The sequence below is a fragment of the Shewanella morhuae genome (genome assembly GCF_900156405.1).
Lineage (GTDB): Bacteria > Pseudomonadota > Gammaproteobacteria > Enterobacterales > Shewanellaceae > Shewanella > Shewanella morhuae.
Map to the genome: position 1 here is coordinate 71387 of NZ_FTNN01000013.1, position 26286 is coordinate 97672.

At 44.7% G+C, this 26286-nt stretch carries 24 protein-coding genes and 1 other RNA gene; 14 read left to right on the forward strand and 11 right to left on the reverse strand.

Annotated features, from left to right (window positions below; genetic code table 11):
• Position 1: 1 nt before the first annotated feature.
• The 4 genes from BW947_RS14570 to BW947_RS14585 all read right to left on the reverse strand — a co-directional run bounded on the left by BW947_RS14570 (position 2) and on the right by BW947_RS14585 (position 3315).
• On the reverse strand, positions 2-1399 hold the full coding sequence (locus BW947_RS14570) for a hypothetical protein (RefSeq protein WP_076500776.1): 1398 nt from the start codon (positions 1397-1399) through the stop codon (positions 2-4).
• 193 nt (positions 1400-1592) lie between these two features.
• Entirely contained in the window at positions 1593-1943 is a 351-nt protein-coding gene (locus BW947_RS14575; protein ID WP_076500779.1) for a YkvA family protein, read from the reverse strand.
• A gap of 49 nt (positions 1944-1992) precedes the next feature.
• Entirely contained in the window at positions 1993-2751 is a 759-nt protein-coding gene (locus BW947_RS14580; RefSeq protein ID WP_076500782.1) for a helix-turn-helix transcriptional regulator, read from the reverse strand.
• Between the two features lie 24 nt (positions 2752-2775).
• Positions 2776-3315, reverse strand: coding sequence for a YbhB/YbcL family Raf kinase inhibitor-like protein (locus BW947_RS14585; RefSeq protein WP_076500784.1), 540 nt, complete (start codon positions 3313-3315; stop codon positions 2776-2778).
• 519 nt (positions 3316-3834) lie between these two features.
• Between BW947_RS14585 and speFL the strand changes: the two genes are divergently transcribed.
• The 3 genes from speFL to potE all read left to right on the forward strand — a co-directional run bounded on the left by speFL (position 3835) and on the right by potE (position 7805).
• On the forward strand, positions 3835-3918 hold the full coding sequence (gene speFL / locus BW947_RS19095; RefSeq protein WP_224022194.1) for a leader peptide SpeFL: 84 nt from the start codon (positions 3835-3837) through the stop codon (positions 3916-3918).
• Positions 3919-4237: 319 nt separating this feature from the next.
• A complete protein-coding gene (gene speF, locus BW947_RS14595; protein ID WP_076500786.1) occupies positions 4238-6400 on the forward strand; it encodes an ornithine decarboxylase SpeF in 2163 nt (720 codons plus the stop codon).
• A gap of 85 nt (positions 6401-6485) precedes the next feature.
• Positions 6486-7805 carry a putrescine-ornithine antiporter gene (gene potE / locus BW947_RS14600; protein ID WP_076500788.1) on the forward strand — a complete coding sequence of 440 codons (1320 nt, stop codon included), beginning with the start codon at positions 6486-6488 and terminating at the stop codon, positions 7803-7805.
• A gap of 179 nt (positions 7806-7984) precedes the next feature.
• Here the strand turns inward: potE and BW947_RS14605 are convergent, their stop codons facing one another.
• Entirely contained in the window at positions 7985-8509 is a 525-nt protein-coding gene (locus BW947_RS14605) for a gluconokinase (protein ID WP_083948217.1), read from the reverse strand.
• 123 nt (positions 8510-8632) lie between these two features.
• On the opposite strand from BW947_RS14605, the gene gntU reads away from it, so the two are divergent.
• Positions 8633-9976 (forward strand): gluconate transporter, encoded by a 1344-nt coding sequence (gntU, locus tag BW947_RS14610; protein ID WP_076500790.1) that lies wholly within the window; start codon positions 8633-8635, stop codon positions 9974-9976.
• A 39-nt stretch (positions 9977-10015) separates the two neighbouring features.
• Here the strand turns inward: gntU and gntR are convergent, their stop codons facing one another.
• The 3 genes from gntR to BW947_RS14625 all read right to left on the reverse strand — a co-directional run bounded on the left by gntR (position 10016) and on the right by BW947_RS14625 (position 14462).
• Positions 10016-11014 (reverse strand): gluconate operon transcriptional repressor GntR, encoded by a 999-nt coding sequence (gntR, locus tag BW947_RS14615; RefSeq protein WP_076500792.1) that lies wholly within the window; start codon positions 11012-11014, stop codon positions 10016-10018.
• Between the two features lie 378 nt (positions 11015-11392).
• Positions 11393-13843 carry a YgiQ family radical SAM protein gene (locus tag BW947_RS14620; RefSeq protein WP_076500794.1) on the reverse strand — a complete coding sequence of 817 codons (2451 nt, stop codon included), beginning with the start codon at positions 13841-13843 and terminating at the stop codon, positions 11393-11395.
• 205 nt (positions 13844-14048) lie between these two features.
• Entirely contained in the window at positions 14049-14462 is a 414-nt protein-coding gene (locus tag BW947_RS14625) for an MAPEG family protein (RefSeq protein ID WP_076500796.1), read from the reverse strand.
• A gap of 157 nt (positions 14463-14619) precedes the next feature.
• Here BW947_RS14625 and BW947_RS14630 point away from each other — a divergent pair, with 157 nt between their 5' ends.
• The 5 genes from BW947_RS14630 (at position 14620) to BW947_RS14650 (ending at position 19246) form a co-directional block, all read left to right on the forward strand.
• On the forward strand, positions 14620-15840 hold the full coding sequence (locus tag BW947_RS14630) for a threonine/serine exporter family protein (protein WP_076500798.1): 1221 nt from the start codon (positions 14620-14622) through the stop codon (positions 15838-15840).
• Between the two features lie 181 nt (positions 15841-16021).
• A complete protein-coding gene (locus BW947_RS14635; protein WP_076500800.1) occupies positions 16022-17659 on the forward strand; it encodes a BamA/TamA family outer membrane protein in 1638 nt (545 codons plus the stop codon).
• Between the two features lie 497 nt (positions 17660-18156).
• Entirely contained in the window at positions 18157-18486 is a 330-nt protein-coding gene (locus tag BW947_RS14640; protein ID WP_076500802.1) for a DUF883 domain-containing protein, read from the forward strand.
• A 9-nt stretch (positions 18487-18495) separates the two neighbouring features.
• A complete protein-coding gene (locus tag BW947_RS14645; RefSeq protein WP_076500804.1) occupies positions 18496-19044 on the forward strand; it encodes a hypothetical protein in 549 nt (182 codons plus the stop codon).
• Positions 18998-19246, forward strand: a complete 249-nt coding sequence (locus tag BW947_RS14650) for a hypothetical protein (RefSeq protein ID WP_076500806.1) — start codon at positions 18998-19000, stop codon at positions 19244-19246. The genes BW947_RS14645 and BW947_RS14650 overlap by 47 nt, the downstream gene beginning before the upstream one ends.
• A gap of 222 nt (positions 19247-19468) precedes the next feature.
• Here BW947_RS14650 and rnpB read toward each other — a convergent pair.
• Together rnpB and rsmI are read right to left on the reverse strand one after the other, a co-directional pair.
• An RNA gene (gene rnpB / locus BW947_RS14655) (RNase P RNA component class A) lies at positions 19469-19820 on the reverse strand.
• A gap of 65 nt (positions 19821-19885) precedes the next feature.
• Positions 19886-20728, reverse strand: coding sequence for a 16S rRNA (cytidine(1402)-2'-O)-methyltransferase (rsmI, locus tag BW947_RS14660; protein WP_076500808.1), 843 nt, complete (start codon positions 20726-20728; stop codon positions 19886-19888).
• A gap of 87 nt (positions 20729-20815) precedes the next feature.
• Here rsmI and BW947_RS14665 point away from each other — a divergent pair, with 87 nt between their 5' ends.
• The 4 genes from BW947_RS14665 (at position 20816) to dolP (ending at position 24312) form a co-directional block, all read left to right on the forward strand.
• Positions 20816-22723 carry a penicillin-binding protein activator gene (locus BW947_RS14665; RefSeq protein WP_076500810.1) on the forward strand — a complete coding sequence of 636 codons (1908 nt, stop codon included), beginning with the start codon at positions 20816-20818 and terminating at the stop codon, positions 22721-22723.
• A complete protein-coding gene (locus BW947_RS14670) occupies positions 22720-23046 on the forward strand; it encodes a YraN family protein (RefSeq protein WP_076500812.1) in 327 nt (108 codons plus the stop codon). The genes BW947_RS14665 and BW947_RS14670 overlap by 4 nt, the downstream gene beginning before the upstream one ends.
• A 109-nt stretch (positions 23047-23155) precedes the next feature.
• Positions 23156-23749, forward strand: a complete 594-nt coding sequence (locus BW947_RS14675) for a phosphoheptose isomerase (RefSeq protein ID WP_076500813.1) — start codon at positions 23156-23158, stop codon at positions 23747-23749.
• On the forward strand, positions 23746-24312 hold the full coding sequence (dolP, locus tag BW947_RS14680; RefSeq protein ID WP_076500815.1) for a division/outer membrane stress-associated lipid-binding lipoprotein: 567 nt from the start codon (positions 23746-23748) through the stop codon (positions 24310-24312). Before BW947_RS14675 ends, dolP begins: the two co-directional genes overlap by 4 nt.
• Before the next feature lie 72 nt (positions 24313-24384).
• Here the strand turns inward: dolP and BW947_RS14685 are convergent, their stop codons facing one another.
• Positions 24385-25293: a DMT family transporter gene (locus BW947_RS14685; protein ID WP_076500817.1), complete on the reverse strand. Its 909-nt coding sequence runs from the start codon at positions 25291-25293 to the stop codon at positions 24385-24387.
• A gap of 120 nt (positions 25294-25413) precedes the next feature.
• Here BW947_RS14685 and BW947_RS14690 point away from each other — a divergent pair, with 120 nt between their 5' ends.
• A complete protein-coding gene (locus BW947_RS14690; RefSeq protein ID WP_076500819.1) occupies positions 25414-26286 on the forward strand; it encodes a LysR substrate-binding domain-containing protein in 873 nt (290 codons plus the stop codon).

Genomic DNA, 26286 nt, shown 5'->3' on the forward strand with positions numbered 1-26286 from the left:
ATTAATTCATCGCACAGTAGAGGGTTCTTCCATCAACAACACTTGCAGAAACCCTAATAGTTCCATGGACTTCTGCTTCATTAAATACCAGATACTGACCCTCTCGTTGAAAAGGGAATGCCAAAGGTAACAGAGTTGCAGCCTCAATGCCCTCACAAAAATTTTGCATCGGCACATCGAGTAATGGACTGCCACTCACGGTCAAGTTACTAAATTGTGAACTCATGCCTAAATAGGCTTGAGTCATTTCATCTTGATAAGGCACAACATAAAACCCTGAACGCACCGCGCCAACATCAATAAAACTACTGCCATCACTCACGCTCGGCATCACCAATAACGGCACTTTAGGATCTTGCACATTGAGTAACAGCTGAGACAACTTCTCTTGCGTGGCGGGATAGTAAGCCAACATATCCTGCAAATATTTTTTCTGTTTATTATCTTTTTTATCTGCAGGTTGTACTGCTCTAATGGGATTTAACAGCATATCTACCGGCAACATCCCTGACATAACCGACTCTTTCCACAGGTAAGGATCTTGAGTACTATCCAGCAATATACCAGCCAGAGCACCTATATTTTCCGCTTCCGCAGTCCAACCAGCCCACTTTGCCTGCTGTTGATAATAATCATGCACATATTGAGTCAGTATTTGCTGGTAACCGAGTAAAGTTTGATTTCGGCTTAATAAACGTGCGCTAGCAACTAATTCGACATACTTGGCACTGCCTTCAATTAAATCATTGATATAGCTCACACGGTATTCATTGGGCGCCATTTGCCGCCACTGCTGCAACCAATAGGCTGCATGACCCAAAAACAAAGACTGCCGCTCAGGTTCTGCTAATGCCGCCATTAAGGCATCAAATAACTGTAAACGGTAATAACGAGCATCGAAGTTGAGTGGAAACACTTCACCTTCATAATGACGGCTATCTTCTAGTACCCGCCATTCGGATTGGGCATAAAAATGAAAAGCCTCATGTAAGGCACTACCCGCCCAGATGAGAAAAGTGAGATCTGTAGATTTAGTGTCGGCGTTAAATTGAATATTTGGTGTTTCAAGCTGGATCAACACCCCAGGTTGACCCTGATACTGCGGAAAGCCAAAGTTGACTGACAGACCCGAATGCAGGTTAACGGACTCCAAGACACTATTGTCTTGAATGACCTCTCCTCCAGGCTGACGCAACCAAACGTTACCACCATAGCTGAAAAGGTGTACTTTATCTTCAAGGCGAAATCCCGGCCACAAAGCTTCACTCTGGCGACTATTTTGCGCCATAAAATCGAGGTAAAGACGGGCGAGTTGTTCCGGAGATGCCTCATTGGTAAACGCGGGAGTAGCGGCAGAAACACCTAAAAACCATAGGATTACTACCATAATATTTTTCATTTATCTGCCTAAACAAACACAAGGAGTTTACAAAACAGCGCTAGCATATAGCGCAATCAAGCAATAGTGAAACGTTTGCAAAAAAATATTTTTACCCTCAAACATTTTAATAAAACCCCAATCGATGAGTCTTAATAAAATCATATTTTTAGCGTGACTTTATACCAATAAAACCATGGCATACGCAGGATCCTTAAATCTTAGGCTCAGGCGGTTTATCGCCAAACCACAGTGCGAGTTTATCCGCAGCACGAGATTTAACCTCATCGTCAATATATAAACTCACCATAGTTAGCGCCGCGGCAAGAGCCCCCAAATCGTCAGTAAAACCAACTAAAGGCGTCAAGTCAGGAATCGCATCTAAGGGGGAAATAAAATATGCCAGAGCACCAAAAATAACAGATTTAGCCCATTTAGGTGTATTCGGCTGCTGCGACGCATAATAAAGCCACAGAGCACGCTCAATGACTTCTCTGCCTGCCTGACGACTAAAGAGTTTAATCTTGTTCCAAAATCCGCTGTCGGTAAATTGTTCGTCCGCCATTATATTGCTCCTGCAACTTGATATTGTTTCAGTATCAATTTATTCCTTCTCACAGTGTACGACGATAAGCGGCGGGGGTCAGGCCAAATTGTTGCTTAAAACGTAGAGAAAACTTTTCCGCTGATTGATAACCACAGGCTAAGGCCACTTGCAACAATGGCTCGCCCGAGTTTTGCAGCAGGGCCAAACCATGACTTAGCCGGACTTCGACTAATAATTGCCTAAAACTCGTATCTTCTAACGCCAATTTACGCCTAAGACTAGCTGTACTCATGTATAACTTGTCGGCAACCTCTTCCTGCTGCCATGGCGCCGAAGGCCTCACACTCATCAAAGCCAAGGCGGCTTGAGTCACGCTGCGTTGCGTGTGGCCATACAGCCAGTTCACACTGCGTTTATCGGGCAAACTGAGCAGTAATGCGGCCAAATAATGCAGCTGAACAGAATCTGCCAGAGACAAACTCAAACTCTGCAATAACGCATTCCAAGCTAAGTCCACGGCTCGCGAGATGTTTTGAACCGGCATTGGGTCACGCCAATCTGCAGTGTTCGATAAAATGCCTTGGGGTAAATCGTGGGGGAGTAATAACTGCACCGCACGATAGCGCCCAAGAAAAGGTCGGTTTACAAAGCTAATATGCGAACCCGCAGGAATTAACAGTAACTGGCCTTGGCTCACCAAAACCGATTCATCTTGCCAGAGTAAAGACTTTTCCCCATGAATAACCCGAATAATCGACGGCTGGTGCACAGGCACTTGAGATAACGATTGTGCCTGCTTCGAATCATATTCAAACAAACGGATCATGACACCAGCCTAATTATCAGTGGGTTATCGGTTATATACAGCGGTCAACTTGGCGCTGCCTAATGCTTGTGCTCTGAGCATAAAGCCTAATAATGCAGGGCTAGCGTCCTTTGGCAGCTCTAATGCACTAGGCAATGCCCACACAGTAAATTCATACCTGTGCACACCATGACCTTCTGGCGGACAAGCGCCACCAAAGTCAGTGGTGCCAAAGTCATTTTTCAAGGCAATAGCGCCTTTGGGCAATGCATTAGCATGCGAACCAGCACCTTGCGCCAGTGATGTTTGTGCTGCGGGAAAGTTATATACGGCCCAGTGCCACCAACCGCTGCCCGTTGGCGCATCAGGATCATAAACCGTCACCGCAAACGCTTTCGTCCCCACAGGTATTTCAGTCCAAGTCAGTTGCGGCGAAATGTTTTCACCTTGGCAACCGAACCCATTAAATACTAATTGCGATGTGAGTTTATTGCCCTCGCTCATATCTTTGCTCGTTAACGTCATAGCATGTGCTTGCCCAAATAAGCACAATACTAAACTCGCCCCTAGCCACCATTTATTCATGCCTAATCTTCCATTAATGTTTCGACCTGACTAATCTACCTCAATCCAAAAGATAACATCTGCCCTAAAATGGCAACTTTCTGCCCAAAATGCTCAAATTTTAGAAAAAAACTATCATTTTTGCAATCTCTGAGCATGCCGGTGATTTTGTAAATAGAATGAATGCATAACCATGCAAGTGCACCATGCGGTATAAACCAAGATACTTATTACCACAGCCTTTTAATTAAAATCATAGGAAAAATAATGTTAATTATGCAAATGTAATATTTTAAATAATATTGACAATATTTACTTTCATAATTTAGATAACGATACTTAAGTGCGATTGACTCGATTTAATATTTATTAAACAGGTTAAATTTTAATGTCGGATATTAAAAAGTAAGACATAGATCATGATTTTATTTACAACTCACATATAAACTTCTCTTTGTAATAAACTTCTCTTTGTAATAAAAACCTAATTGTTTTCTCTAAGTCATAATGGAGTCGTATATGAAGAGGAAATCTAAAATCATGGCGCATATCCGGCGCACACGGCATATCATGATGCCCAGTCAACGTGACTATTTCGATCACTCCTTTATCTTCCTTCGCTAATTTCAGCGCAGTTAGTAGGCCAACGAACAGGTCTAAAGTGCTATTGCTCTAATTTTTGCAAACACTTAATGCACTGTCTTTGTTAGTTTATTAACTTGCATCACTATCAAAGTATTCTTTTATCAGTGCAGTTTACTGCGGCTAAACTATTTGCGCGGCTAATAAATATATTTTAACTTTTATTTATCCCGCCAAATAAGCAAAGCCACATCTAATCTGCGCACGTAATAGCTATATCTAATTTTTATGCCATTAATGTTTTTAATTAAGCATAGGCACTCTTGTATCTATTTTTTAAAAAGTAAAAGGGAAATTAACTATGAAATCATTAAAAGTAGCCGCTAGCTTATCTGTTAGATCTTGTTTCGATATCGACAGAGAAGTCGTCAACGTATTAACCACAGATTTTTGCGATGTGGGCGCGGCTGTAGTCTCTGTTGATGATGTTAGAAATGGTATTGTTGAAAAGATTAAAAACACTGGGTTGAAACTACCGATTTTCGTTTCAGTTTGTTGCGAAGAAACTTTCCCAGATGATGTTTGTTCATCTATTACTGGGGTATTTGAACTCTGTGGCGATAACACTGACTTCTACGGAAAACAAGTTGAAACCGCCGTCGATAAATATGAGCAAGCACTGTTACCTCCTTTCTTCGGCACATTGAAAAAATACGTTGAAATGGGTAATTCCACCTTTGCTTGCCCAGGCCACCAAGGCGGACAATTCTTCCGTAAGCATCCTGTTGGTCGTCAGTTTTTCGACTTTTTTGGCGAAACGATTTTCCGTGCCGATATGTGTAATGCCGACGTAAAATTAGGTGATTTACTGATCCATGAAGGCGCGCCGCTTGCAGCACAAAAATATGCAGCCAAAGTCTTTAATGCTGATAAAACCTACTTTGTACTTAACGGGACTTCATCTTCAAATAAAGTGGCGACCAATGCGCTATTAGCTAAAGGCGACCTGGTATTATTTGACCGCAATAACCACAAATCAAATCACCATGGCGCGTTAATTCAAGCCGGTGCAACACCCGTTTATTTAGAAACCGCACGTAATCCCTTCGGTTTTATTGGTGGCATTGACGCTCATTGCTTCCAAGAGTCCTATTTAAGAGATCAAATTCGCGAAGTAGCCCCAGAAAGAGCCGATGAAAAACGCCCATTCCGCTTAGCGATTATTCAACTCGGCACCTATGATGGCACTATCTATAATGCTCGCCAAGTTATTGATAAAATTGGTCATCTGTGTGATTACGTCTTGTTTGACTCGGCTTGGGTTGGTTATGAACAGTTTATCCCTATGATGAATGACTGCTCGCCACTCTTGCTCGAACTGACCGCTGAAGATCCTGGCATTATCGTGACTCAGTCAGTACATAAACAGCAAGCGGGCTTCTCACAAACATCACAAATCCATAAAAAAGATAAACATATCAAAGGTCAAGATAGATACTGCAACCATAAACGCTTCAACAATGCTTTTATGATGCATGCCTCTACTAGCCCCTTCTATCCTCTATTTGCGGCGCTAGATGTGAACGCGAAAATGCATGAAGGCGCAAGCGGACGTTACCTTTGGCGCGAAGCGGTAAAAGCCGGTATCGAAGCACGTAAGCTACTGTTGAAAAAGTGCAAATATATCAAACCATTCGTTCCGACAATGATAGATGGCCGCCTATGGCAAGACTATGAAACTGAACAAATGGCCGATGACTTACGCTTCTTCGAATTCGAACCCGGTCAGAAATGGCACTCCTTCGAAGGTTATGAAAAAGGTCAATACTTTGTTGACCCTTGTAAGTTCCTATTAACAACACCAGGTATAGATGCAGAAACCGGTAGATATACCGACTTTGGTATTCCAGCAACTATTTTGGCTAACTTCTTACGGGAAAATAATATTATTCCGGAGAAGTGCGACTTAAATTCGATTTTATTCCTGATGACGCCTGCAGAAGATATGGCCAAGATGCAACATCTGGTCTCGCAAATATCTCGGTTCGAGAAATTAGTCGATGAAGATGCGCCATTATCTGAAGTTTTACCTAACGTCTATAACGCAAATAAAGAGCGTTATCAAGACTATACCATCCGCCAACTCTGCCAAGAAATGCACAATCTTTATGTCAGCCATGACGTAAAACAACTGCAGAAAGAAATGTTCCGCAAAGCGCATTTCCCAATCAAAGTCATGGATCCACAGGAAGCAAACCTAGAATTTATTCGTGGCAAAGTTGAATTAGTCCCGCTATCTAAAATTGAGGGAAGAATTGCCGCGGAAGGCGCACTGCCTTACCCACCAGGAGTGCTATGTATGGTACCAGGTGAAATATGGGGTGGATCTGTTCAACGTTATTTCCAAGCTCTCGAAGAAGGTATCAACTTATTACCTGGATTCTCGCCAGAACTACAAGGTGTTTATCTCGAAAATACTCCTGACGGCAAAGTTCAAGCAATGGGCTATGTACTAAATAAATAATGAAGACTGACTGCAGAGTTTATTAACCCGCTCTGCAGTCAATTTCATACTCTCTATAATAAGTCACCTACATTAGGTTATTAGTATGAGTAAATCAGAAAATAAAATTGGCGTCGTCCAATTAACTATTATCACCATAGTCAACATGATGGGTTCGGGCATTATTATGCTGCCAACCCAATTAGCTCAAGTCGGTACTATTTCGATTTTATCTTGGTTAGTCACGGCCGCGGGTTCAACTGCCCTCGCCTACGCCTTTGCCAAGTGCGGTATGTTCAGTAAGAAATCCGGTGGTATGGGCGGTTATGCCGAATATGCCTTCGGCCGCTCTGGCAACTTTATGGCTAACTACACCTATGCCGTTTCGCTGCTCATCGCCAACGTCGCCATTGCGATCTCAGCCGTGGGTTATGCCGCCGTGCTGCTCGATGTAAACCTAAGCCCAATGGCCATTTGTCTTGCAACCATTGGCGTACTTTGGCTGGCAACGATTGCTAACTTCGGTGGTGCTCGGATTACAGGTCGCGTGAGTAGCGTGACCGTGTGGGGGATTATTCTGCCCGTGATTGGCGTGTCGTTAATTGGTTGGTTCTGGTTCGACATCGATCTCTATAAAGGCGCATGGAACCCGCATGATATGCCATTCTTCAAAGCGTTAGGCGGTTCTATCGCCATGACTTTGTGGGCATTCCTTGGTTTAGAATCGGCCTGTGCTAACTCAGAAGCCGTCGATAATCCAGAGAAAAACGTCCCTATCGCAGTAATGGGCGGAACTTTAGGCGCGGCGGTAATTTATATCGTCTCTACCAACGTTATTGCCGGCATTGTGCCAAATGCCGAACTTGCTATGTCAAACGCGCCCTTTGGTTTAGCCTTCGCACAAATGTTTAACCCTGTGGTCGGTAAAATCGTGATGGCGTGCGCCATTATCTCTTGTACTGGTTCACTGTTAGGTTGGCAGTTCACTATTGCCCAAGTGTTTAAAGCCTCTGCCGATGAAGGATTCTTCCCTAAAATCTTCTCTAAAGTCAGTAAAGCCGATGCACCAATTTGGGGTATGACCATTATCGTTTGTATTCAAACCGTTTTATCTCTGATGACCATTAGTCCATCACTGAGTAAACAGTTCGAAGCACTCGTTAACCTTGCCGTCGTCACCAATATTGTGCCTTACATACTGTCGATGGCCGCCCTTGGCATAATGCAAAGACAGCAAAAAGTACCTTTTAATAAAGCCCGTATTGCCAACGTGATTGCCGTGATCGGTGCCTTGTATAGCTTTTATGCCCTGTATAGCTCAGGCGAAACCGCAGTAATGCTTGGCGCTATGGCCACCTTCTTCGGCTGGACTATCTTCGGCGTAATTTCAAATAAAGCGCCCGTTGCCGATACACGTCCAGCCTAAATACGGTTAATACATTATCGAAAACAAATAATTAGGGGTCATAGGCTAGCCTATGACCCCTAGAGAATACCTGCTTATGGGTTATCAATAAGACTCGCCTCGCTTTTTAAAGCAAAGATCAATCCCCAAACGTCATCACCAATAACAGGCCTTATGCTCTACTCCAATGTTAGGTATTACTATTTCTCGCCATTTATCGCCTGAATACAGCGCTGCACCACTTCTGCAAAAGAGCCATCAATGCTCACTTGAATAACATCAGCTTCATCAGTAGCGGGCATTTCAAGCGTGTCGAACTGACTTTTGAGCAACTCAATCGGCATAAAGTGAGCTTTTCTCGCAAACATGCGTTCTTTAACCAATTCAAAATCCCCGTATAGATGAATGAATACGACCTTACTGTTGTTCTGACGAATTAAGTCACGGTAATGGCGACGCAGCGCAGAGCAGACAATAACCCCCCGTTCAGCTTTTTGCTCAATGCTATACACAGCGTCATTAATACGCTCTAGCCAAGGGGCACGATCCGTGTCGTTAAGCGCAGAACCTGATTTCATCTTGATAATATTGGCTCTAGGGTGCAGGTCATCACCATCAATAAATTTCGTCTCTAACGCTTTTGCTACCGCTGCACCAATCGAAGATTTACCACAACTAGAGACGCCCATAAACACATAGCTATTGCCTTCTTCTATCTTAGTCATTTTTATTAACCTCGGGCTCATTTTCAATTTTTGTTACTTCCCACCTTATCATATTACGGGTAACATGTTACCGGTAACCTCTAAAGATGTGGACAACTTAACGAACAAGGAAAAGTATCTATTATGTCCGATATGTCATTGATCCTAACTGCGCTCGGTTCAATCGCCTTACTACTATTCTTAGTGATGAAAGTAAGATTACATGCCGTGGTATCACTGATACTGGTATCGATAGTGGCAGGGCTTTTCTCTGGCATGAACCCCGCCGATATCACTAACACGATTCAACAAGGCATGGGAGGCACCTTAGGTTTTGTTGCTGTTGTGGTCGCTTTAGGTGCGATGTTTGGACGGGTAATGGAAGAAACCGGCGCGCTGGATCAGATTGCCCATACTCTGCTAAATAAATTTGGTAACGACAAAGCTCACTGGGCGATGACCTTTACGGGCTTTATCTGTGCGCTACCCCTCTTTTTTGACGTTGCGGTGGTACTGCTGATTGGCATCGCCTTTGCTGTAGTTCGTAAAGGTGGTGGCAGCGTGGTTAAAATAGGGATTTCGCTACTCGCGGGTATCGCAACCTGTCAAGCGTTTCTAATTCCCGCACCAGGGCTTATTTTGGTCGCATCCCAACTCAATGCTGATTTTGGTTACATGATAGTGTTCGGGTTGTTGGCATCCATTCCCGCGATGATTTTAGGCGGCCCACTCTTTGCCAGTCTTATTGCCAAAAAAGTCCATGTTGAGCTGCCAGCCAACGAGCAACTTGATAAAGGTGAACGAGAAGGTGGGCCGACTCCTTCATTTGCTCTATCAATCAGTATTGTCGTTTTTCCACTGCTGCTTATCGGCTTAAAAACGATTGCTTCACGCTTTATTGATGAAAAATCCGATCTACATAATTGGCTCGCATTAATTGGCCATCCGTTTACCGCCATTTTGCTCGCCTGTTTAATCGCATTCTATGTGCTGGGTGTTAGGCGTAATATCCCCAATGACCGCATTATGGAAATCTGTAGTAGTGCGCTCCAACCTGCTGGAGTCATTATTCTAGTAACGGGTGCTGGCGGCGTGTTCAAGCAAGTACTGATTGATTCTGGTGTGGGTGATGCCTTAGGGAATATGCTGGCAGGTTCGGGTTTACCGATTGTCATACTGGCATTTATTTTGTCGGCTTCTGTGCGCGTTATTCAAGGTTCGGCCACTGTGGCGATGTTAACCGCTTGTGGCCTTATCATCCCGATACTTGAGCCATTGAGCTTAGGTGGCGCTCAATTGGCGGCAATTACGATTGCCATTGGCGGTGGATCGATTGTGCTCTCGCACGTCAATGACTCCGGCTTTTGGCTCGCTAACCGTTTTCTCGGATTATCAGAAAAACAAACGCTGCAAACGTGGACTGTGATGGAAACCATTATTGGTACGACGGGCGGCATAGTCGCAGTCATCATCTCTGCATTTCTTTAATCGCAAATAGATACATTGAATCAAAAACTCTAGGGGTGACTACAAGGTTTCCCCTAGATCAATGCGATAACCTAGCTCGATGACGGATTGTTCGATCTCTTTGCCATTTAACCTATCTAATAACTCAGTTGCTGCTATGCGACCAATATCATTTCTTGGGGTAATAATACTCGCCAATTTGGGCGTCATGGATTGGCCAATATCATGGCCATGAAACCCCGCAACACCTATCTGCTCAGGCACTTTAATCCCTTGTCTTTGGCACTCAAAAATAACCCCTGCGGCCAAATCATCGTTAGTGCAAAAAAAACTGTCCACATAGGGGTATTTCGCTAAGGTTTGTTGCAATAACGACGCTCCCAACGAAAACGACGAAGCATCATTGGTGGTCATAGCCAAAGGTGTGAGCTTAGCTTCTGCCATTGCTAACTCGTAGCCTTGCATCTTAAGTTGGGTGCGTACATCCATGCGAGCACCTAAGTAGGCAATGTGTCGATGGCCTTGTGCAATCATGGCTTGCACCATCTCATAAGCGGCAGCTGTGTTATCAAAACCGACACATTGCTGAATCGCAGGCGACACACTATCCATCATTTCGATTACCGGAATACCCGCTGTTTCAATCATGCGTACGGTACGTGGGGTGTGGTAACTCTCAGACAAAAGTAATCCATCAATATTATAAGAGAGCAATGATGCAACCCGCTCCTCTTCTACTTCAGCCTGATAACCGTAGTGAGCCAGCATGGCTTGATAACCGCGTTGACCAGCCACATTCTCGATACCGCGCAGCACCTCTGCAAATACTTGGTTAGTTAAAGAAGGCACTAACACACCAATGGCGCGGCTAGTTGATTGAGCCAAGATTTCTGGCGCACGATTAGGGATATAGCCTAATGTTTCTAGCACGATAGCGATCTTTTCTTGAGTGCTTTGTGCCACCCTTGTTGGATTTTTTAAATAGCGGCTCACCGTCATTTTGGTTACACCAACTTGATCGGCAACATCTTGAAGAGTGGGTCTACGCTTTTTATTCATAGTATCTAATGTTAGTTAACGAACTACAGATGTGGGTGAGATGTATAGCTAAAATATCGAGTATAAACAAACAGTAGGCATAATCATCACTCAGAGATCTTATAATAGTTCATCTAGTGATACCAGCTACGGACTATTTTATCGTCTGCTTCTCGTTTTTGATAATTTACCGATAAATAGTAACTGGTAGTATTAAGCACAAAGCTCAGACGATAACGCGCCTGTATCTGCTTATTTAAGGCAAAGCATGGACATATTTCAGCAAGGCAGACTCGCGGTAAAAAAGTGATTAGATAGGGTGTTGCGGGATAATCATGCTACAAGGCCACTCCACGTTCTGGAATGGCCTTGTTATATTGGTCGGCAGCTAAAAAGTGATTACTTAACCTGTTGATTACCTTGAGAGGGTTTACCCGCAGCTTTACCACCACTTCTTGATGGATTTATACCTTTTATCCCTGCACCGCTCTGGGCTTGAGTACCGCCTTTAGCTTGGGAGTTTGACTTAAAACCTGACTGACCAAAGGGCGCTTTAGCGCCAGGACGGCCCGAATTGGCTCCGATGGGCTTAGATCCACTAGGTTTAGATCCCGCAGGCTTAGCGCCATTCGCGGCGGGTTTTCCACCTTTAATGACAGGTTTTGATTCTGCGTTAGCCTGAGCACCACCTTTAGCCGAACCTTTAGATTTACCATCGCCTTTACGGTCATCAAACTGATTACCCGAAAAGCGCGTGAAGGCTTTTTGACCTTGGTTAGCGTCTTTCATCCACTTAGGCCCGCGTTCATTACGACCTTCTGGTGGCACTAATTGATGCGGACTATTACCTATTAAATCCTCACGCCCCATGGCGGTTAATCCTTCACGGATCAATGGCCAACCCGCCGGATCGTGATAACGCAGCAAGGCTTTGTGCAAACGACGTTGGCGACCTTTTTTCGGCACTGGGACTACTTCACTGGTGTGCTTGACGTTTTTCAGCGAGTTTAACTCGGTATGATAAATCGTGGTCGCATTGGCCATGGGTGACGGATAAAAATTTTGTACTTGATCGAGCTTGAACTTACGTTCCTTCAACCACAGCGCTAAATTCACCATATCTTCGTCAGTCGTGCCCGGATGCGCCGAAATAAAGTACGGGATTAAAAACTGCTCTTTGCCCGCTTCTTTCGAGAACTTGTCAAACAGTTCTTTAAACTTATTGTAGGCGCCCATGCCAGGTTTCATCATCTTATTGAGCGGCCCTTCTTCGGTATGCTCAGGGGCAATTTTTAAATAACCGCCAACATGGTGCTGCACTAATTCTTTAACATACTCTGGGTTTTCAATTGCCAAGTCATAACGCACACCCGATGCAATTAACACCTTCTTAATACCTGGCACAGCGCGCGCCGCACGGTACAAGTCGATAGTGTGTTTATGATCTGTGCCTAAGTGGCCACAAATTGATGGGAATACGCAAGATAAACGGCGGCAGGTTTTTTCAGCTTTCTCGCTAGTACAACCTAAGCGATACATGTTAGCAGTTGGACCACCTAAGTCAGAAATAACACCTTTAAATCCCGGGATTTTTTGCTGAATATCTTTGATTTCTTTAACAATCGACTCTTGTGAGCGACTTTGAATAATTCGGCCTTCATGCTCGGTAATCGAACAGAAAGAGCAGCCTCCAAAGCAACCACGCATGATATTAATTGAGGTTTTAATCATGTCGTAAGCAGGGATTTTATCCTTGCCATAAATCGGATGTGGTACACGTTGATAGGCTAAATCAAATACCGCGTCCATTTCATCGGTATTAAGCGGCCATGCAGGCGGATTGACCCAAACAGCGCGGTCGCCGTGGGGCTGAAATAGCGCACGAGCACAGCCTGGGTTTTGCTCTTGATGTAAAATCCGCGAAGCATGGGCGTATAAATATTTGTCTTCAGAGACTTTTTCAAATGCAGGCAGCAACACATAGGTTTTATCCCATGGCTTAGGGCGCGGAGGTTGTACACTAATAGCTCTAGGCGCTTCGTTGTCAAAAATCTTTACATCCGATGGGCCAGATAAGTTAGTACAACCTACATCATCGCCACCATAAGGGTTTTGCAGTGGTTCGATTTTATGCAGTTGGTCAATCTTGCGCGAGTCCATACCACGCCATTCTGGTAATGGCTCTTTACGGATAACGGCTGTGCCACGCACATCGTGCAGCGAACTAATCGGTTCACCAGCTGCTAAACGACGCGCGACTTCAACTAAAGGACGCTCGGCATTGCCATACATCAGCAAATCGGCCTTTGCATCAAAAATCACACTACGACGCACTTTGTCAGACCAATAATCGTAGTGGGCGATACGGCGTAAACTAGCCTCGATACCGCCGATGATCACCGGTACATCTTTAAAGGCTTCTTTACAACGTTGGGTGTATACGGTCACAGCACGATCGGGGCGCTTACCGCCAATATCTCCGGCGGTATAAGCGTCGTCAGAACGTAAACGGCGGTCAGCGGTATAACGGTTGATCATTGAATCCATGTTGCCAGCGGTTACGCCGAAAAACAGGTTTGGTCGGCCCAGTTGCATAAAGGCATCTTTACTCGACCAATCGGGCTGAGAAATAATTCCCACACGATAGCCCTGCGCTTCTAGCATTCGGCCGATCACTGCCATACCAAAGCTTGGATGATCCACATAAGCATCGCCTGTGACTATGATAACGTCACAGCTATCCCAGCCTAGCTTATCCATCTCCTTGCGAGACATAGGTAAGAAAGGCGCAGTACTGTCGCCTGTAGCCCAATACTTGGGATGACTAAAGAGTGTGGATTCAACTTGCATCGTGTATGACCCGAAAACGTAATGTCAAATAAAGGCAGCACAGAAAGAGCGATGCCAATTTAGGGACGCGGAGTATAGCAGGCAACGAAGGATAAGTACGATTAAAAAAACATCAACCAAGGTGTGCTGGAGGGTATTTAAGCCCTAAGTGCAATACCCTTAAATCCGCTATGGATATGGCCTAGGGCGAATCCCCCCTGTAAGACTACCATCCTCCCTTTGCCAGCCCTTGGATAAAATACACCATATCCACCAACGCTAAACTGATAATCACTAGCCAAGTGAGTAACACGCCCCAAAAACGACCAAAATGATAACCACCTTGGCCGTGAGTTAACCCAATAGCATGCAGTAAGCGTGCGACTATCCACACAGTACCAAAGCAATGCAAATAGAATACAGGCAAACCAGCCGACTCAGCCACCAGCATTAAAATCAATACAATAGGCGCATTTTCCATCAGGTTAGCATGGACTCTGCATGCCAAGGAAAGCGCGCTATTACCACTATCCCCAAGGCCAATCTTGTGGCTTCTTCTTAATTTTACGACTCGATAAGCTAAAGCTACGGTGAGTAATCCCGTAAGGCCAGCGTAAAGGCCAGTTACCATCATCGACATAGATATCTCCCTGTATCAAAAAACAGACTATAGCCCGAGCGGTAACAATTCAGTAATTTATTTATATTTTCGCTAAAAGGCATTAACCTTTTAACGAAAATATCGGTTAATATGCGCGCGTCATTCCCGACAATTTTTTATACAGTGAATACCCCGATTGGATAACGACGAGTTTATCGAAAAACGCAGATTTATCATCAAGCTAGGCAAGGCTTTACATAAATTTGGCACCCCCGCCTATCGGCTAGAAACCCATTTACAAACCGTCGCCCGCACCTTAGGTATCGAAGGCTATTTTTTGATTTCGCCCACATCGATGACTTTTGTATTGCAACACGATACCGATCAAGAATATAACCACGCGGCTCGAGTCAAACCCGGCGAGCTCGATCTCGGCTCACTCGCCCGTACCGACGAGTTAGTTGATGAATTGACGTCAGGCAAACGCACCTTAGCAGAAGCCTTAGATCGCCTCGAAGAAATTGCCAATAAGCCTAATCCCTATGGCCCAGTATTAACCTGTTTTTCTTTTGGTACGGCAGCCGCAGCCTTTGCCATGTTGATGGGCACTGGCTGGAACGATGTGTTTTGGTCAGGACTGTTAGGTTTGTTAGTTTATGGCTTGGTATACCGCGCCGAACGTTCAGCGCGCATGGCCGAGGTGCTCGAACCCTTTGCGACTATTCTTTGTGCCGTTGCCGCCTGTGGTATAGCGCGAATCGATCCCAATATTAATATCCCAGTGGTGATCCTCTCCTCCATCATTATTTTTATTCCCGGTTTGGCATTAACCCTAGGTTTAGCCGAACTCGCCGCCCGAGATTTAATTTCAGGAACTGCACGCATTATGGATGCGACTATGCAATTGTTTAAGTTGTACTTTGGTGCAGTACTCGGCATGGCAATCGGTATCGCCGCATTTGGTGAAGCGATTCATACAGAACCAGAAGGCTTGCCACGTTGGGCGATTTGGTCAGCGGTGCCGATTTTATCGATGGCATTAGTGTTTATCTTCAAGGCGCGGATGCAAGATTCGCCTTGGGGCGTATTAGCGGGAATTGTCGCGTTTTTCTCAGCCATGCTGGGGGGACATTATTTTGGTGATTCGGTGGGGATTTTTTTTGGCGCTTTAGCCGTAGGGATATACTCCAACCTTTTTGCCCGCTGGATGAAAGCGCCCGCCTCCATTGCATTGCTGCAAGGCATCGTCATCTTAGTGCCTGGCAGTAAAACTTATATCGGACTCAATGCGTTGATTTCTGGTGAGACTATGCTCAATCAATCACACATTGGATCGCAAATTTTCCTAATTTTTATGTCACTGATTGCGGGGCTTATCTTTGCTAATGTCGCCGTACCACCTAGACGAACCTTGTAACAAGTTTGAATATAGCGGCAGCGTACTACCCTGCAACATTCTTAAGCTAACATTAAGTAAAATAAGAAACTTATTTTACTATTTCCTTGACGAGCTGCCACTTTCCGTGTGTTATTAAATTGTAAATTGCAGAGTAAAATTATTTTTACTGCAGTCGCCAATTTCATCGGAGTGGCCTTTTATGCAGAAATTCGTCCAGTATGCATGCATTCTACCTTGCTGCATTAGCAGTTGTCTCAATGTAGCCCTAGCAGAAGCCATTAAGTCTGAATCAAAAATTCCAGAAACTAAAAAAATCAGCAAAATAGTCGTGGTTAATAACCCCATTTTTGATGAATCGGCTCCCGATGCTTTTTTTATCCACCGCTGGGCTAACGCCTTACATATTAATACTAAAGAATATGTGGTTCTCGATAATCTGACGTTTAACGAAACTGATAGTATCAGCCAAAAAGATCTCGACGAATCCCAACGGCTTCTACGTGCGGTTCCCTACATTCGCGATGCTAAAATTTATGTTGCCGAAAAAGATCCCGAAGCCGATACCGATCCGGCAGTTGAATCTGTTGTCGTCGAAACCTGGGATAACTGGTCTTTACTCCCTACAGCAAGTTTGAGTAGCTCAGGCGGTGATACTCGTTATTCTTTTGGCGTCAAAGAAGATAACTTATTTGGAACAGGTATACGCACCCGCCTCAAATACCAATCGAATGAATCCCGTAACGGCTATGCCTTTGCCTTTGAAGCCCCACTCAGCATTATCAAGCACGGTATCCTTGCAGCCGAATTTTATGATAATAGTGACGGCCAAGCCAAACACGTTTATGTCAGTAAGCCATTCTATTCACTTAATACTAATACCATGTATTCAGCAGAGTTTTTAGATGAGAACCGTATCGATACGCTGAAGCAAAATGGTGAGGATGTGAATGAATTCGAGCACACCATTGATTATCTAAATCTACAATATGGCTGGTTAATTAATAAAAATAGTGAACATCTGTCCCGCATTATTACTGGCGTGACACAAGATAAACATGAGTTCGCCAACACTGAACTCTATCCTGCATCCATGCTCCCCCAAGATAGGGACTTTATGTATCCTTGGGTCGGCTACGAGTTTATTCAAGACGATTTCTATGTACTCAATAACGTGCATCTCATTACTAATAATGAAGACTTTAACCTAGGATGGCACCACTACGTGCAACTCGGCCTAGAAACCAATGACGTTGACAACAATAGCCCCGTTGGCTATCACTTTAAGTGGCAAAGTACTGGTGGTTATAAGTTTGATGATCAGCTATGGCTATTAGAAATGGGCGGTACAAGTACCATCGCTACCAGCCAAAAAGACACTTACACAGTGGATATTCAAGCTGAATATTTCTATCAAATTCATCCTAAGTGGACGGCTTACGGTAAAGCTTGGGCTAGCCTTTCACAAAATACTTATCTGGATCTCACCAAAGGACTAGGAGATGAAACTGGCATACGCGGTTATCCTAATGAATATCAACAAGGGGATAATCAATGGTTGCTCACCGCTGAGATACGCAACTACCCCAATATTAATTTATACCAACTGGCTGAAATCGGCTGGGCAGTATTTACCGATTTTGGCCAAGCCTCTGGTGGTCAACTCGCCGATAATAATGAGGTCAGCGGCCCACTGGGTAGTATAGGCATTGGTGCACGGATTTATTCTTCACGGTCTAGCTATGGCAACGTTGCACATATTGATTTCTCAGTCCCTTACACTGGAGGGGAGGCAACCAATAGCTGGGAATGGCGATTCTTAGTAAAGCAGAGTTTTTAAGTATTAACGCGCCCTGCCTTAATCAGGCCGACAAAAACTGTCTGATTAACAGCTAAAACATTAATTTTAAAGCATTAAATTAACTGTAAATAAAAGCACTGCATTAGCACACTATGCCAGAGGCACGACCGATTCTCTTAAATTAATAAAGCAAAACATTGCTGACATTTTTCACGATAAATGGTGATCGCAGACGAGATATTGAAACTGACCCAATTTATAAGCATGCCTTAAGCAAAAAATTGAACATATTGTCGTCATGTCTTAGTTACAGTACAAAGTACAACCATTATTGATGACGTCCTTCACTTATCATTCGATAGGTAAAAATTACTCAAAATAGGTAACTTCTACAGTAACAGTGCAACATCCATCAAGGGAAAACCAAGCTAAGCAACTGTTATTAAACACTTATATAATATGGCACATCGATTGCTATTATTAAAGTCAAGTACAGTATGTTGCTGTATTTTTAAGTGTTTTCCAAGGAGGCTCCTATGGCCAGCTCAAAAAGTACAACAAATGACGCTAACACCACTGCCACTGTAGATTCACTCGTTACCGCACCCGTTACAGCAAAAGCCACTGAAGCAACGCACCATGCCGTTGATGCTGTAGCAGTAAAAGCCGCCTCCGCTGAAGATGCGTTGCGGAAAACAGCCGCGAGCTCACAAGAAACTCTTGCTCATAAGCAAGAGGAAATCAAACAACAGCTACACGATTCATACAGTAAAACACGTGAGTTTGCCGTACAAAACCCACTCGCTACTGCAGGGATCGCATTTGCAGCAGGTGCGCTGTTAACAGCTTTATTACGTCGTCGCTAAGATTACATTATGCATAGCCGTGAAAGCTCTACCGCTCCTGCGCAAAAACCAACCCAACCTATTTATACGGGTACGGGGCAGGCTGCACCTACGCAGTCGCCCCAAAATAGCACGGTAGAGCAAGCCATAGAGCAACTATCATTGATAGCTGCGCTAGGTCATTCAGTAAAGCAAAACTATATTAATCAGTTAATGCTGGTTGAGAAAATAGCTAGCGCAGAGTGGCAACTTAGCGGCCGCAGCCTTATCATCGCTGCAGCATTAGTAGTTTGCTTTGGTGCTGGCATAATCCTATTTTGGGGCAGCATATTGTTAGTGCTAGGTTATTTGCTATTTCAGCTAAGCCACTCAGTATTAATCACCGCGTCTACTTTAGTGATATTGCAATTTATTCTATTATTCTGGTGCTGGCGCAGCCTTAGCTATGTGCTTTCACAAGTCGGCTTTTCAAATACTTGGCAGCAGCTACGCCTTTTGTTCTTTACCACACCACAAGAACAGGAAACTCAACATGCTCATTCAACGCTTACTGAAAAAGCAGCAGGTAACACTCGCTGAGCTAACAGAGCAAAGCCGGCTGCAAAATGAACAGCTACAGGCAAATAGCCAACGACTGACGCACCATATTCGTACTTTTATGGGGTCAACGCCTGGTTTAGTGATGAGTTTTGGTCTTGGTTGCTTGTTTCAGCTGCGCCATAACAGCACCGTCAAGTTAGTACGTAGCCTGTTTGGTTTGCGGTGGATAACCAAACTCTAAACATCTAACAAAAAGTATCTCAAAAATATGTGAATACGGTTCTAGGGAAGGCTTTTTGAAGTATCGCTGTATTAAAATAGGTATACAGCACCAGTCGCATAATTGTGACGATAGGTATAATAGGCTGGAATGATCCCGCTAAGATATTGAGTGATATGAATTGTTATTTAAGTAATAAAAAGCCCGTTTGTCTTTAAAAGACAAACGGGCTTTTTATTGAATGAGGTGAGTTGGCCGATAAGCCGGGTCCTGTCTTGGACAGTCATTCATCTAGGCCTGCAATCGCTCACAGGCTCAAGCGACCTACCCGGTTCCAACGCGAGCCACGCCATACGGAACCCTATTTGGTCTTGCTCCGGGTGGAGTTTACCTTGCTACGAACTATTGCTAGCCGCACGGTGCGCTCTTACCGCACCCTTTCACCCTTACCGACCTGATAAATCAGGCAGGCGGTCTACTCTCTGTTGCACTTGTCGTCGGTTCACACCGCCCAGGCGTTACCTGGCACCCCGCTCTTTGGAGCCCGGACTTTCCTCCCCGTTCTATTGAACGCGGCGACTGTCTGGCCAACTCGGCGCGGATTATAGCCTAAGCCACCCTGATGCACCACAGATAATCCGCTTGCGGTAGTTTTAGCGCTTATAAATCAGACTCTAGGCCATATTTATACAGAGCATTCTTTTTAAGTCCATGAATTTGCGCGGCAATTGCAGCGGCTTTCTTCAGCGGCAATTCTTCGCACAAGAGTTTAAGCGTATTAATTGCCACCGTAGGGATGCCTTCGTCATCACTCACATGGTGACCATGCACCATCAGCACGATTTCTCCCTTCTGCTGGTTAGGATCTGTGCTCACTTTAGCGAGCACTTCTGACACTGGGCCAGATAAAAAAGTTTCAAAGGTTTTAGTCACTTCACGCGCCATCACCACATGGCGATCGCTGCCCAGCACTTCAACCATAGTCGTTAAGCTATGCTCTATGCGATGTGGTGACTCATAAAAAATCAACGTGCGTGGATCTTCTTTTAATGCCAATAACTTATCAGCACGGGCTTTTTCTTTTGATGGCAGAAAACCTTCAAAGGTGAAACGATCTGATGGTAAACCAGATGCACTCAGGGCGGTAATCGCCGCACAAGGGCCAGGTAAAGGGATCACATTAAAGCCTGATTGACGCACATGGGAGACTAAATGGTATCCAGGATCGGAAATCAACGGCGTACCCGCATCTGAAATTAGGGCGATCGATAACCCAGCGGCAAGCTGATCCACTATCCACTGCGCGCGCGCGCGCTCATTGTGATCATGCAGCGCCGTAGTTTTTGTGGTAATACCGAAATGACTCAATAACTTACCGCTGTGGCGAGTATCTTCACAAGCGATCAATGAAACCCGATTCAGCACCTCTATTGCCCGTGAGCTCATATCGCCCAAATTACCTATGGGAGTAGGAACTATGTAGAGTGCGACGCTTTGGTCCATATATACCTCTGTAATGACATGCCAAGACTTTCGTCAAGCGCGAGAGAAGGTTAAACTAGAGGCCGCATCTTACCAGAGTGAAGCCCAGTGTTAAAAAGCCTGAATACAACTAAGTTCGTTTCCGTGGCCATTTTATCGGTAATCTTGGCGGGTTGTGGTGTTTCATCGCCCAATTCCACTGGAACGACCACAACGGTTGCGACCTCATTAGCAGCTGCACCCTTGGCGGCAAATGTCTATTTAGCTCAAGCAGCTAATAGCAAGGAGGCGCAGCAACGCGATACCAACTTACTGCTGGCGGCTCATGCCTATATAAATGCCAATGACTACGCCGCGGCGCAGAAACTGCTTAAATCAATACAGCCAAGCTTGACTCAAAGTCCAACACTACTGGCCGAACATAAATACTTAACGGCGCGTGTGCTTGAACACACATCTACCTATAGTGATGCTCTTAAAATCTTAAATTATCCAAGCAATTGGAGTCTACCAAGCTGGCAGATGACGGCCTATCACCAGTTTAAAGCGCATTTATACCAATTAAATAAACAACCAATTGAACAAGTGCGTGAGTTGAGTTTACTGGCGACTTACTTACCCCCTGCCCAAGCTAGCGAAGTGAACAATACTATTTGGCAAGTGCTGCAGCCGATGCACGAACAAACACTAAAAGCTTTTACCCAAGAGGCTAAAAATCCGGTATTTACCGGTTGGTTACAACTGGCTTATATCGCTAAGCATTACGCCGTTGACCCCTCTCAATTAGTGCGCTACTTAGGCGAATGGCAAAAGCAAAATCCTTATCATCCTGCTGCAGCCAAATTACCTGCCGATTTAGACCGAGCTTTAAATGCGAAGCCGTTTACACCGAAAAACATTGCTGTGCTATTACCACTGACTGGTTCAAGAGCTAACGCCGCCAATGCGATTCGCCAAGGCATACTCGCCAGTTATATGGCGAAGCAAAACGATCACGTCGCTGTTAACTTTTTTGATACCGCCGACGATGCCGCCAGAGCTTATCAACAAGCTGTTGCTGCAGGTGCCGAGTTTATTATTGGCCCATTACTACCAACTGAAATTGAACAACTGCAAGTGATGAATGCGACGAACGCTGCCACCATTAATGCAGCGGCCAACGCCGCTAATACTACCAATCCAGAAAAAATAGCCAATACCGTGGCTATCGCGCCGCCGGTGCCACAATTATTTTTAAATCAAGTGGATAAGTTTACCCCAGATCCAACGAAGTTTTACTTTGCACTATCACCCGCACAAGAGGCGGCCGATGCGGCGGAGCATTTATATCAAGATGGCGTAACAAAGCCATTACTACTCGCCAGTAATGATGCACTGGGCAAGCGTATGGCCGAGAGCTTTATTCAAGCGTGGAAAAAGAAAAGCGACAACGCGGTCGAAGTCTATTACTACGATGGCGGCGACCAAATGAAAACCACAGTGCAAGATGCCCTCGGTGTGCGTGAGAGCCAAGCCCGCATTGCCCGCATTAAAGAACTGGTGGGTAACTCTGTACAAGCAGACTTCCGCTCGCGCCAAGATATCGATGCCATTTATATGATTTCGACGCCGCAAGATCTTACCTTATTAAAGGCATTTATTGACGTTAATTTCAGTGTGTTCACTCAGCCTGTACCGCTATACACATCAAGCCGCAGTCGAGTTGAGAACGAAAGTACCCAAACAGCACAAGATTTAAATAATTTAACCTTAAGTGATGCGCCGTGGTTGATGCAGAACGGCGAAGAAAACCTGATGGTCAAAACTTTATTCCCTAGCTGGAATAACAACCAGAAGCGTTTGTTTGTAATGGGTTATGATGCAATGGACTTGATTGGCCGTTTGGCACAAATGCGATCCTTTACAGGTTACCAATACAATGGCCGTAGTGGCGCATTATCGGTGAGCCCTGATGGCATAGTTAACCGTCAATTAAGCTGGGGACGTTACCAAAGAGGCAGTTTTCGTCAGTTATGACACTCGGACAGCAAGCAGAAGCACACGCCCAACATTACCTTGAACAACAAGGTTTAACGTTTGTCGAACGCAATGTCCGCTATCCGTTTGGCGAAATTGATCTCATCATGCGCCATAAAAGCCATTGGGTATTTGTCGAAGTGAAGTATCGCTCGGCAAATCTATATGGCGGTGCATTACAAGCATTAAGTCGTGCACAAATGACCCGAATTCGTAAGGCTGCTAGCCATTATTTACAACTTAATCGGCTCGATGTGCCCTGCCGTTTTGATGTCATCGCGATAGAGACCGAGCAAATTCATTGGCTGATTGATGCTTTTTAAACAGCAAAAGCCAAAGAGTGATAATACAAATTATTTTTAACGTCTGTGCCTCAACTCCCGCGCGGAAATATGGCATGATAGCAACACTTTATCCCGAAAGGATTTATCCATGTTAGAACGCATTAAAGACAGCTTTACTGAATCTATCCAGACAAAAATCGATGCAGCCGAAGCACTGCCAGAATCTATCGCCAAAGCGGCAGAGATGATGGTGCACTGTCTTTTGGGTGGCCATAAAATTCTTGCCTGTGGTAACGGCGGCAGTGCTGGAGATGCACAGCACTTTTCTGCTGAGCTACTCAATCGCTACGAGATTGAGCGTCCACCCTTACCGGCTATCGCCCTGTCTACCGACACATCGACCATTACAGCCATCGCCAACGACTATAGCTATGATGAGATTTTCTCAAAACAAATCTTAGCCTTAGGTCAACCTGGTGACATTCTGCTGGCAATTTCTACCAGCGGTAACTCAGGTAACATAATTAAAGCCATGGAAGCCGCATTAAGCCGCGACATGACGATTGTTGCGCTAACGGGTAAAGATGGTGGCGCGATGGCGGGCCTGATGAGCGTGGGTGATGTGGAAATACGTGTACCCTCAAACGTCACCGCACGCATTCAAGAAGTGCATTTATTGGTGATCCACTGCCTGTGTGACAATATTGACCGCACACTCTTCCCGCAGGACGAGCAGCAATGAGATACGCTGCCCCACTGTTAATAGTTTGCTTGCTGCTACAAGGCTGCGCCGGTGCTGTTATGGTGGGCGCAGTGAGTGGCGCTATGATGGCCAATGACGAACGCACCGTTAAGACTCAGATCGATGATACCAATACGGATTTTAGGATCACTAGTGCACTGCTAGAACAAGAAGATCTTAAAAAACAAACGAATATCACTGGTGTGTCAGTCAATGGCAATGTGCTTATGATAGGCCAAGCGCCCAACTCTACGTTAAGAGATAAAGCGATTAAGGTTGTACAAGATCTAAAGCTAGGCGGCAAGATCCATAATCAGATCCGTATCGGTAACCCGACTTCGTTCACCACACGCAGTAACGACACTTGGGTTACGACCAAAGTAAAAGGCCGCATGCTTAACGAAAAGGATTTAGATGTAACACGGATTAAAGTCATTACTGAAAATGGAGAAGTTTTCTTGCTCGGTGTTATCCATCGTTCGCAAGCAGACTTAGCCGTTGATATTGCCCGTAATACCGCTGGTGTACGTAAAGTGGTTAAAGTATTTGAATACACAGAGTGATTTAATAATTTGGTACTTTTAAACTTAGCCTAAGTGCTGAGCTTGCTCACGTACTTAGGCTTAGTACGCTAGTCATGATTTTAGCGTAATGGTATCTGCCACTTTAGGTACCGAGGTTAATACTTTAGGTGGCGACTTTAAAAAAAGTGAGCCTAGCCAAGGTAAAAATAACGAAGGTAATACAATTAAAGCCGCGCCGAGCCAACTTAAGTTATCCAACCATTCATCAAATAACAGCCAGCCTAAAAATACGATAAATAATAAACCCGTATATTCAGCAATAGCGATATCGCTGGCCTGTGCCTTACGATAAGCCAGTACGCACAACCAATGGTATATGAGTAAAAAGACATTGCTCAATAAAGCCACGCCCACCAGCTCCCAACTTAAACCCGCAACGCCTTGAAATGCCACAATCACTAACGTTGCCGGAATACCCAGCAAGTTATATAGCATTAGTGTTAATACGGGATGCTCGGTATGAGGAACCTTTTTTAGGGCTAACTGGTTTACCGCAAAAGTAAAAGCAGAAAATAATACCGCAACGCCATACCAGTTCATTTCGCTCGGACGCAGGATAATCAAAATACCCACAAAACCTAAGCCAGTACAGATAGTTTGAGCGGTGGTGATCCGCTCCCTCAGGAAAAAATACCCCATTAAGATGATCATTAAAGGTGCCGAGTAAAATAACGAACTCACGGTTGCTAGCGGCAAAGCCATTAAACCAATAATTAAAAAAAGCGCGCCAACTGAGCCTATGTTGGCACGCCAAAGGTGAACTGAAATATGTGTCGTCATCGGCCGCTGTGAATATAGCCACACTGGTAACAACATAAATACTGAGGAAATCTGTCTCACAAGGAGAAAAGTCGAAGCACTGGTATCGCTTGGTAACCACTTGATCGACACATCATAGAAGGCACTAAATAGATTACCCACTATCAATAAAATTAAACCGATCACGACTGGGCGCTGCATTATTTAACATCCATAAATCTCAATGGCCGCATAATAAAGCTCGCAAGACTTAAGCTAAAGTGATGCTTTCTCATGCTAGATGAATTAGATTCATACTAAAGCCTTTAGATATTGAAAATAATGAGAAAGCTACCACCACTGCGTGCACTACAAGTGTTTGAGGCCGCCGCCAGACAACAGCATTTTTCTAAGGCCGCCGATGAGTTATGTATTACTCAAAGCGCCGTTTCGCACCAAGTGCGAGTATTAGAAGAATATTTTGGCGAGCAGCTGCTCAACCGCCAGGGACGTAAGCTCCAGCTAACCCCTAAGGGACACGGATTATTTCTAGAGTTAGAACGGATATTCAATGAATTAAGCGACCTTAATTTTAAGGTTGCCGATACGCACAATCAACAGCTCTGCCTAGCCGTTTATAGCTCATTCTCGGTGAAATGGCTGATCCCACGACTGGCCGATTTTCGTCGCCAATATCCGAGCGTGAAAATCCGCCTCGAAATGATTACCCAAGATCCGGACCTCAGCACCAGCACGGCAGATATCTTTATCGCCGGTAAACTTAATCAACGCGGTTATTGGCAACAGTTACTGCATAAAGAACGACTAATTCCTGTGTGCAGCCCAAGCTTTTACCTTAAATGGCGTGACATTAATCTGAATAATTTTCAGCAGCAAGCCCTGCTCGTTGTCGATGAAGGGCCGTTAGGGCTCGACTGGCACAAATGGTCATCAGCACATCAAATCCCACTTGATAATGAACAACAACATGTGTTTAGCCATATTGTGATGGCAATTGAAGCTGCGATTGCAGGCCAAGGTTTAGCTCTAGCGCCAGATTTTATGGTGACTGGCGATATCGCCACCGGACGTTTAGTCGCCTTAAATCTCCCCGATGTACATACCGGATTTGAATTTACTTTCTTTTGTAAACAGCGCCGTTTATCGGAACCTGCAATTGCAGCCTTTTCCTCTTGGCTTAAATCACAGGCCTAA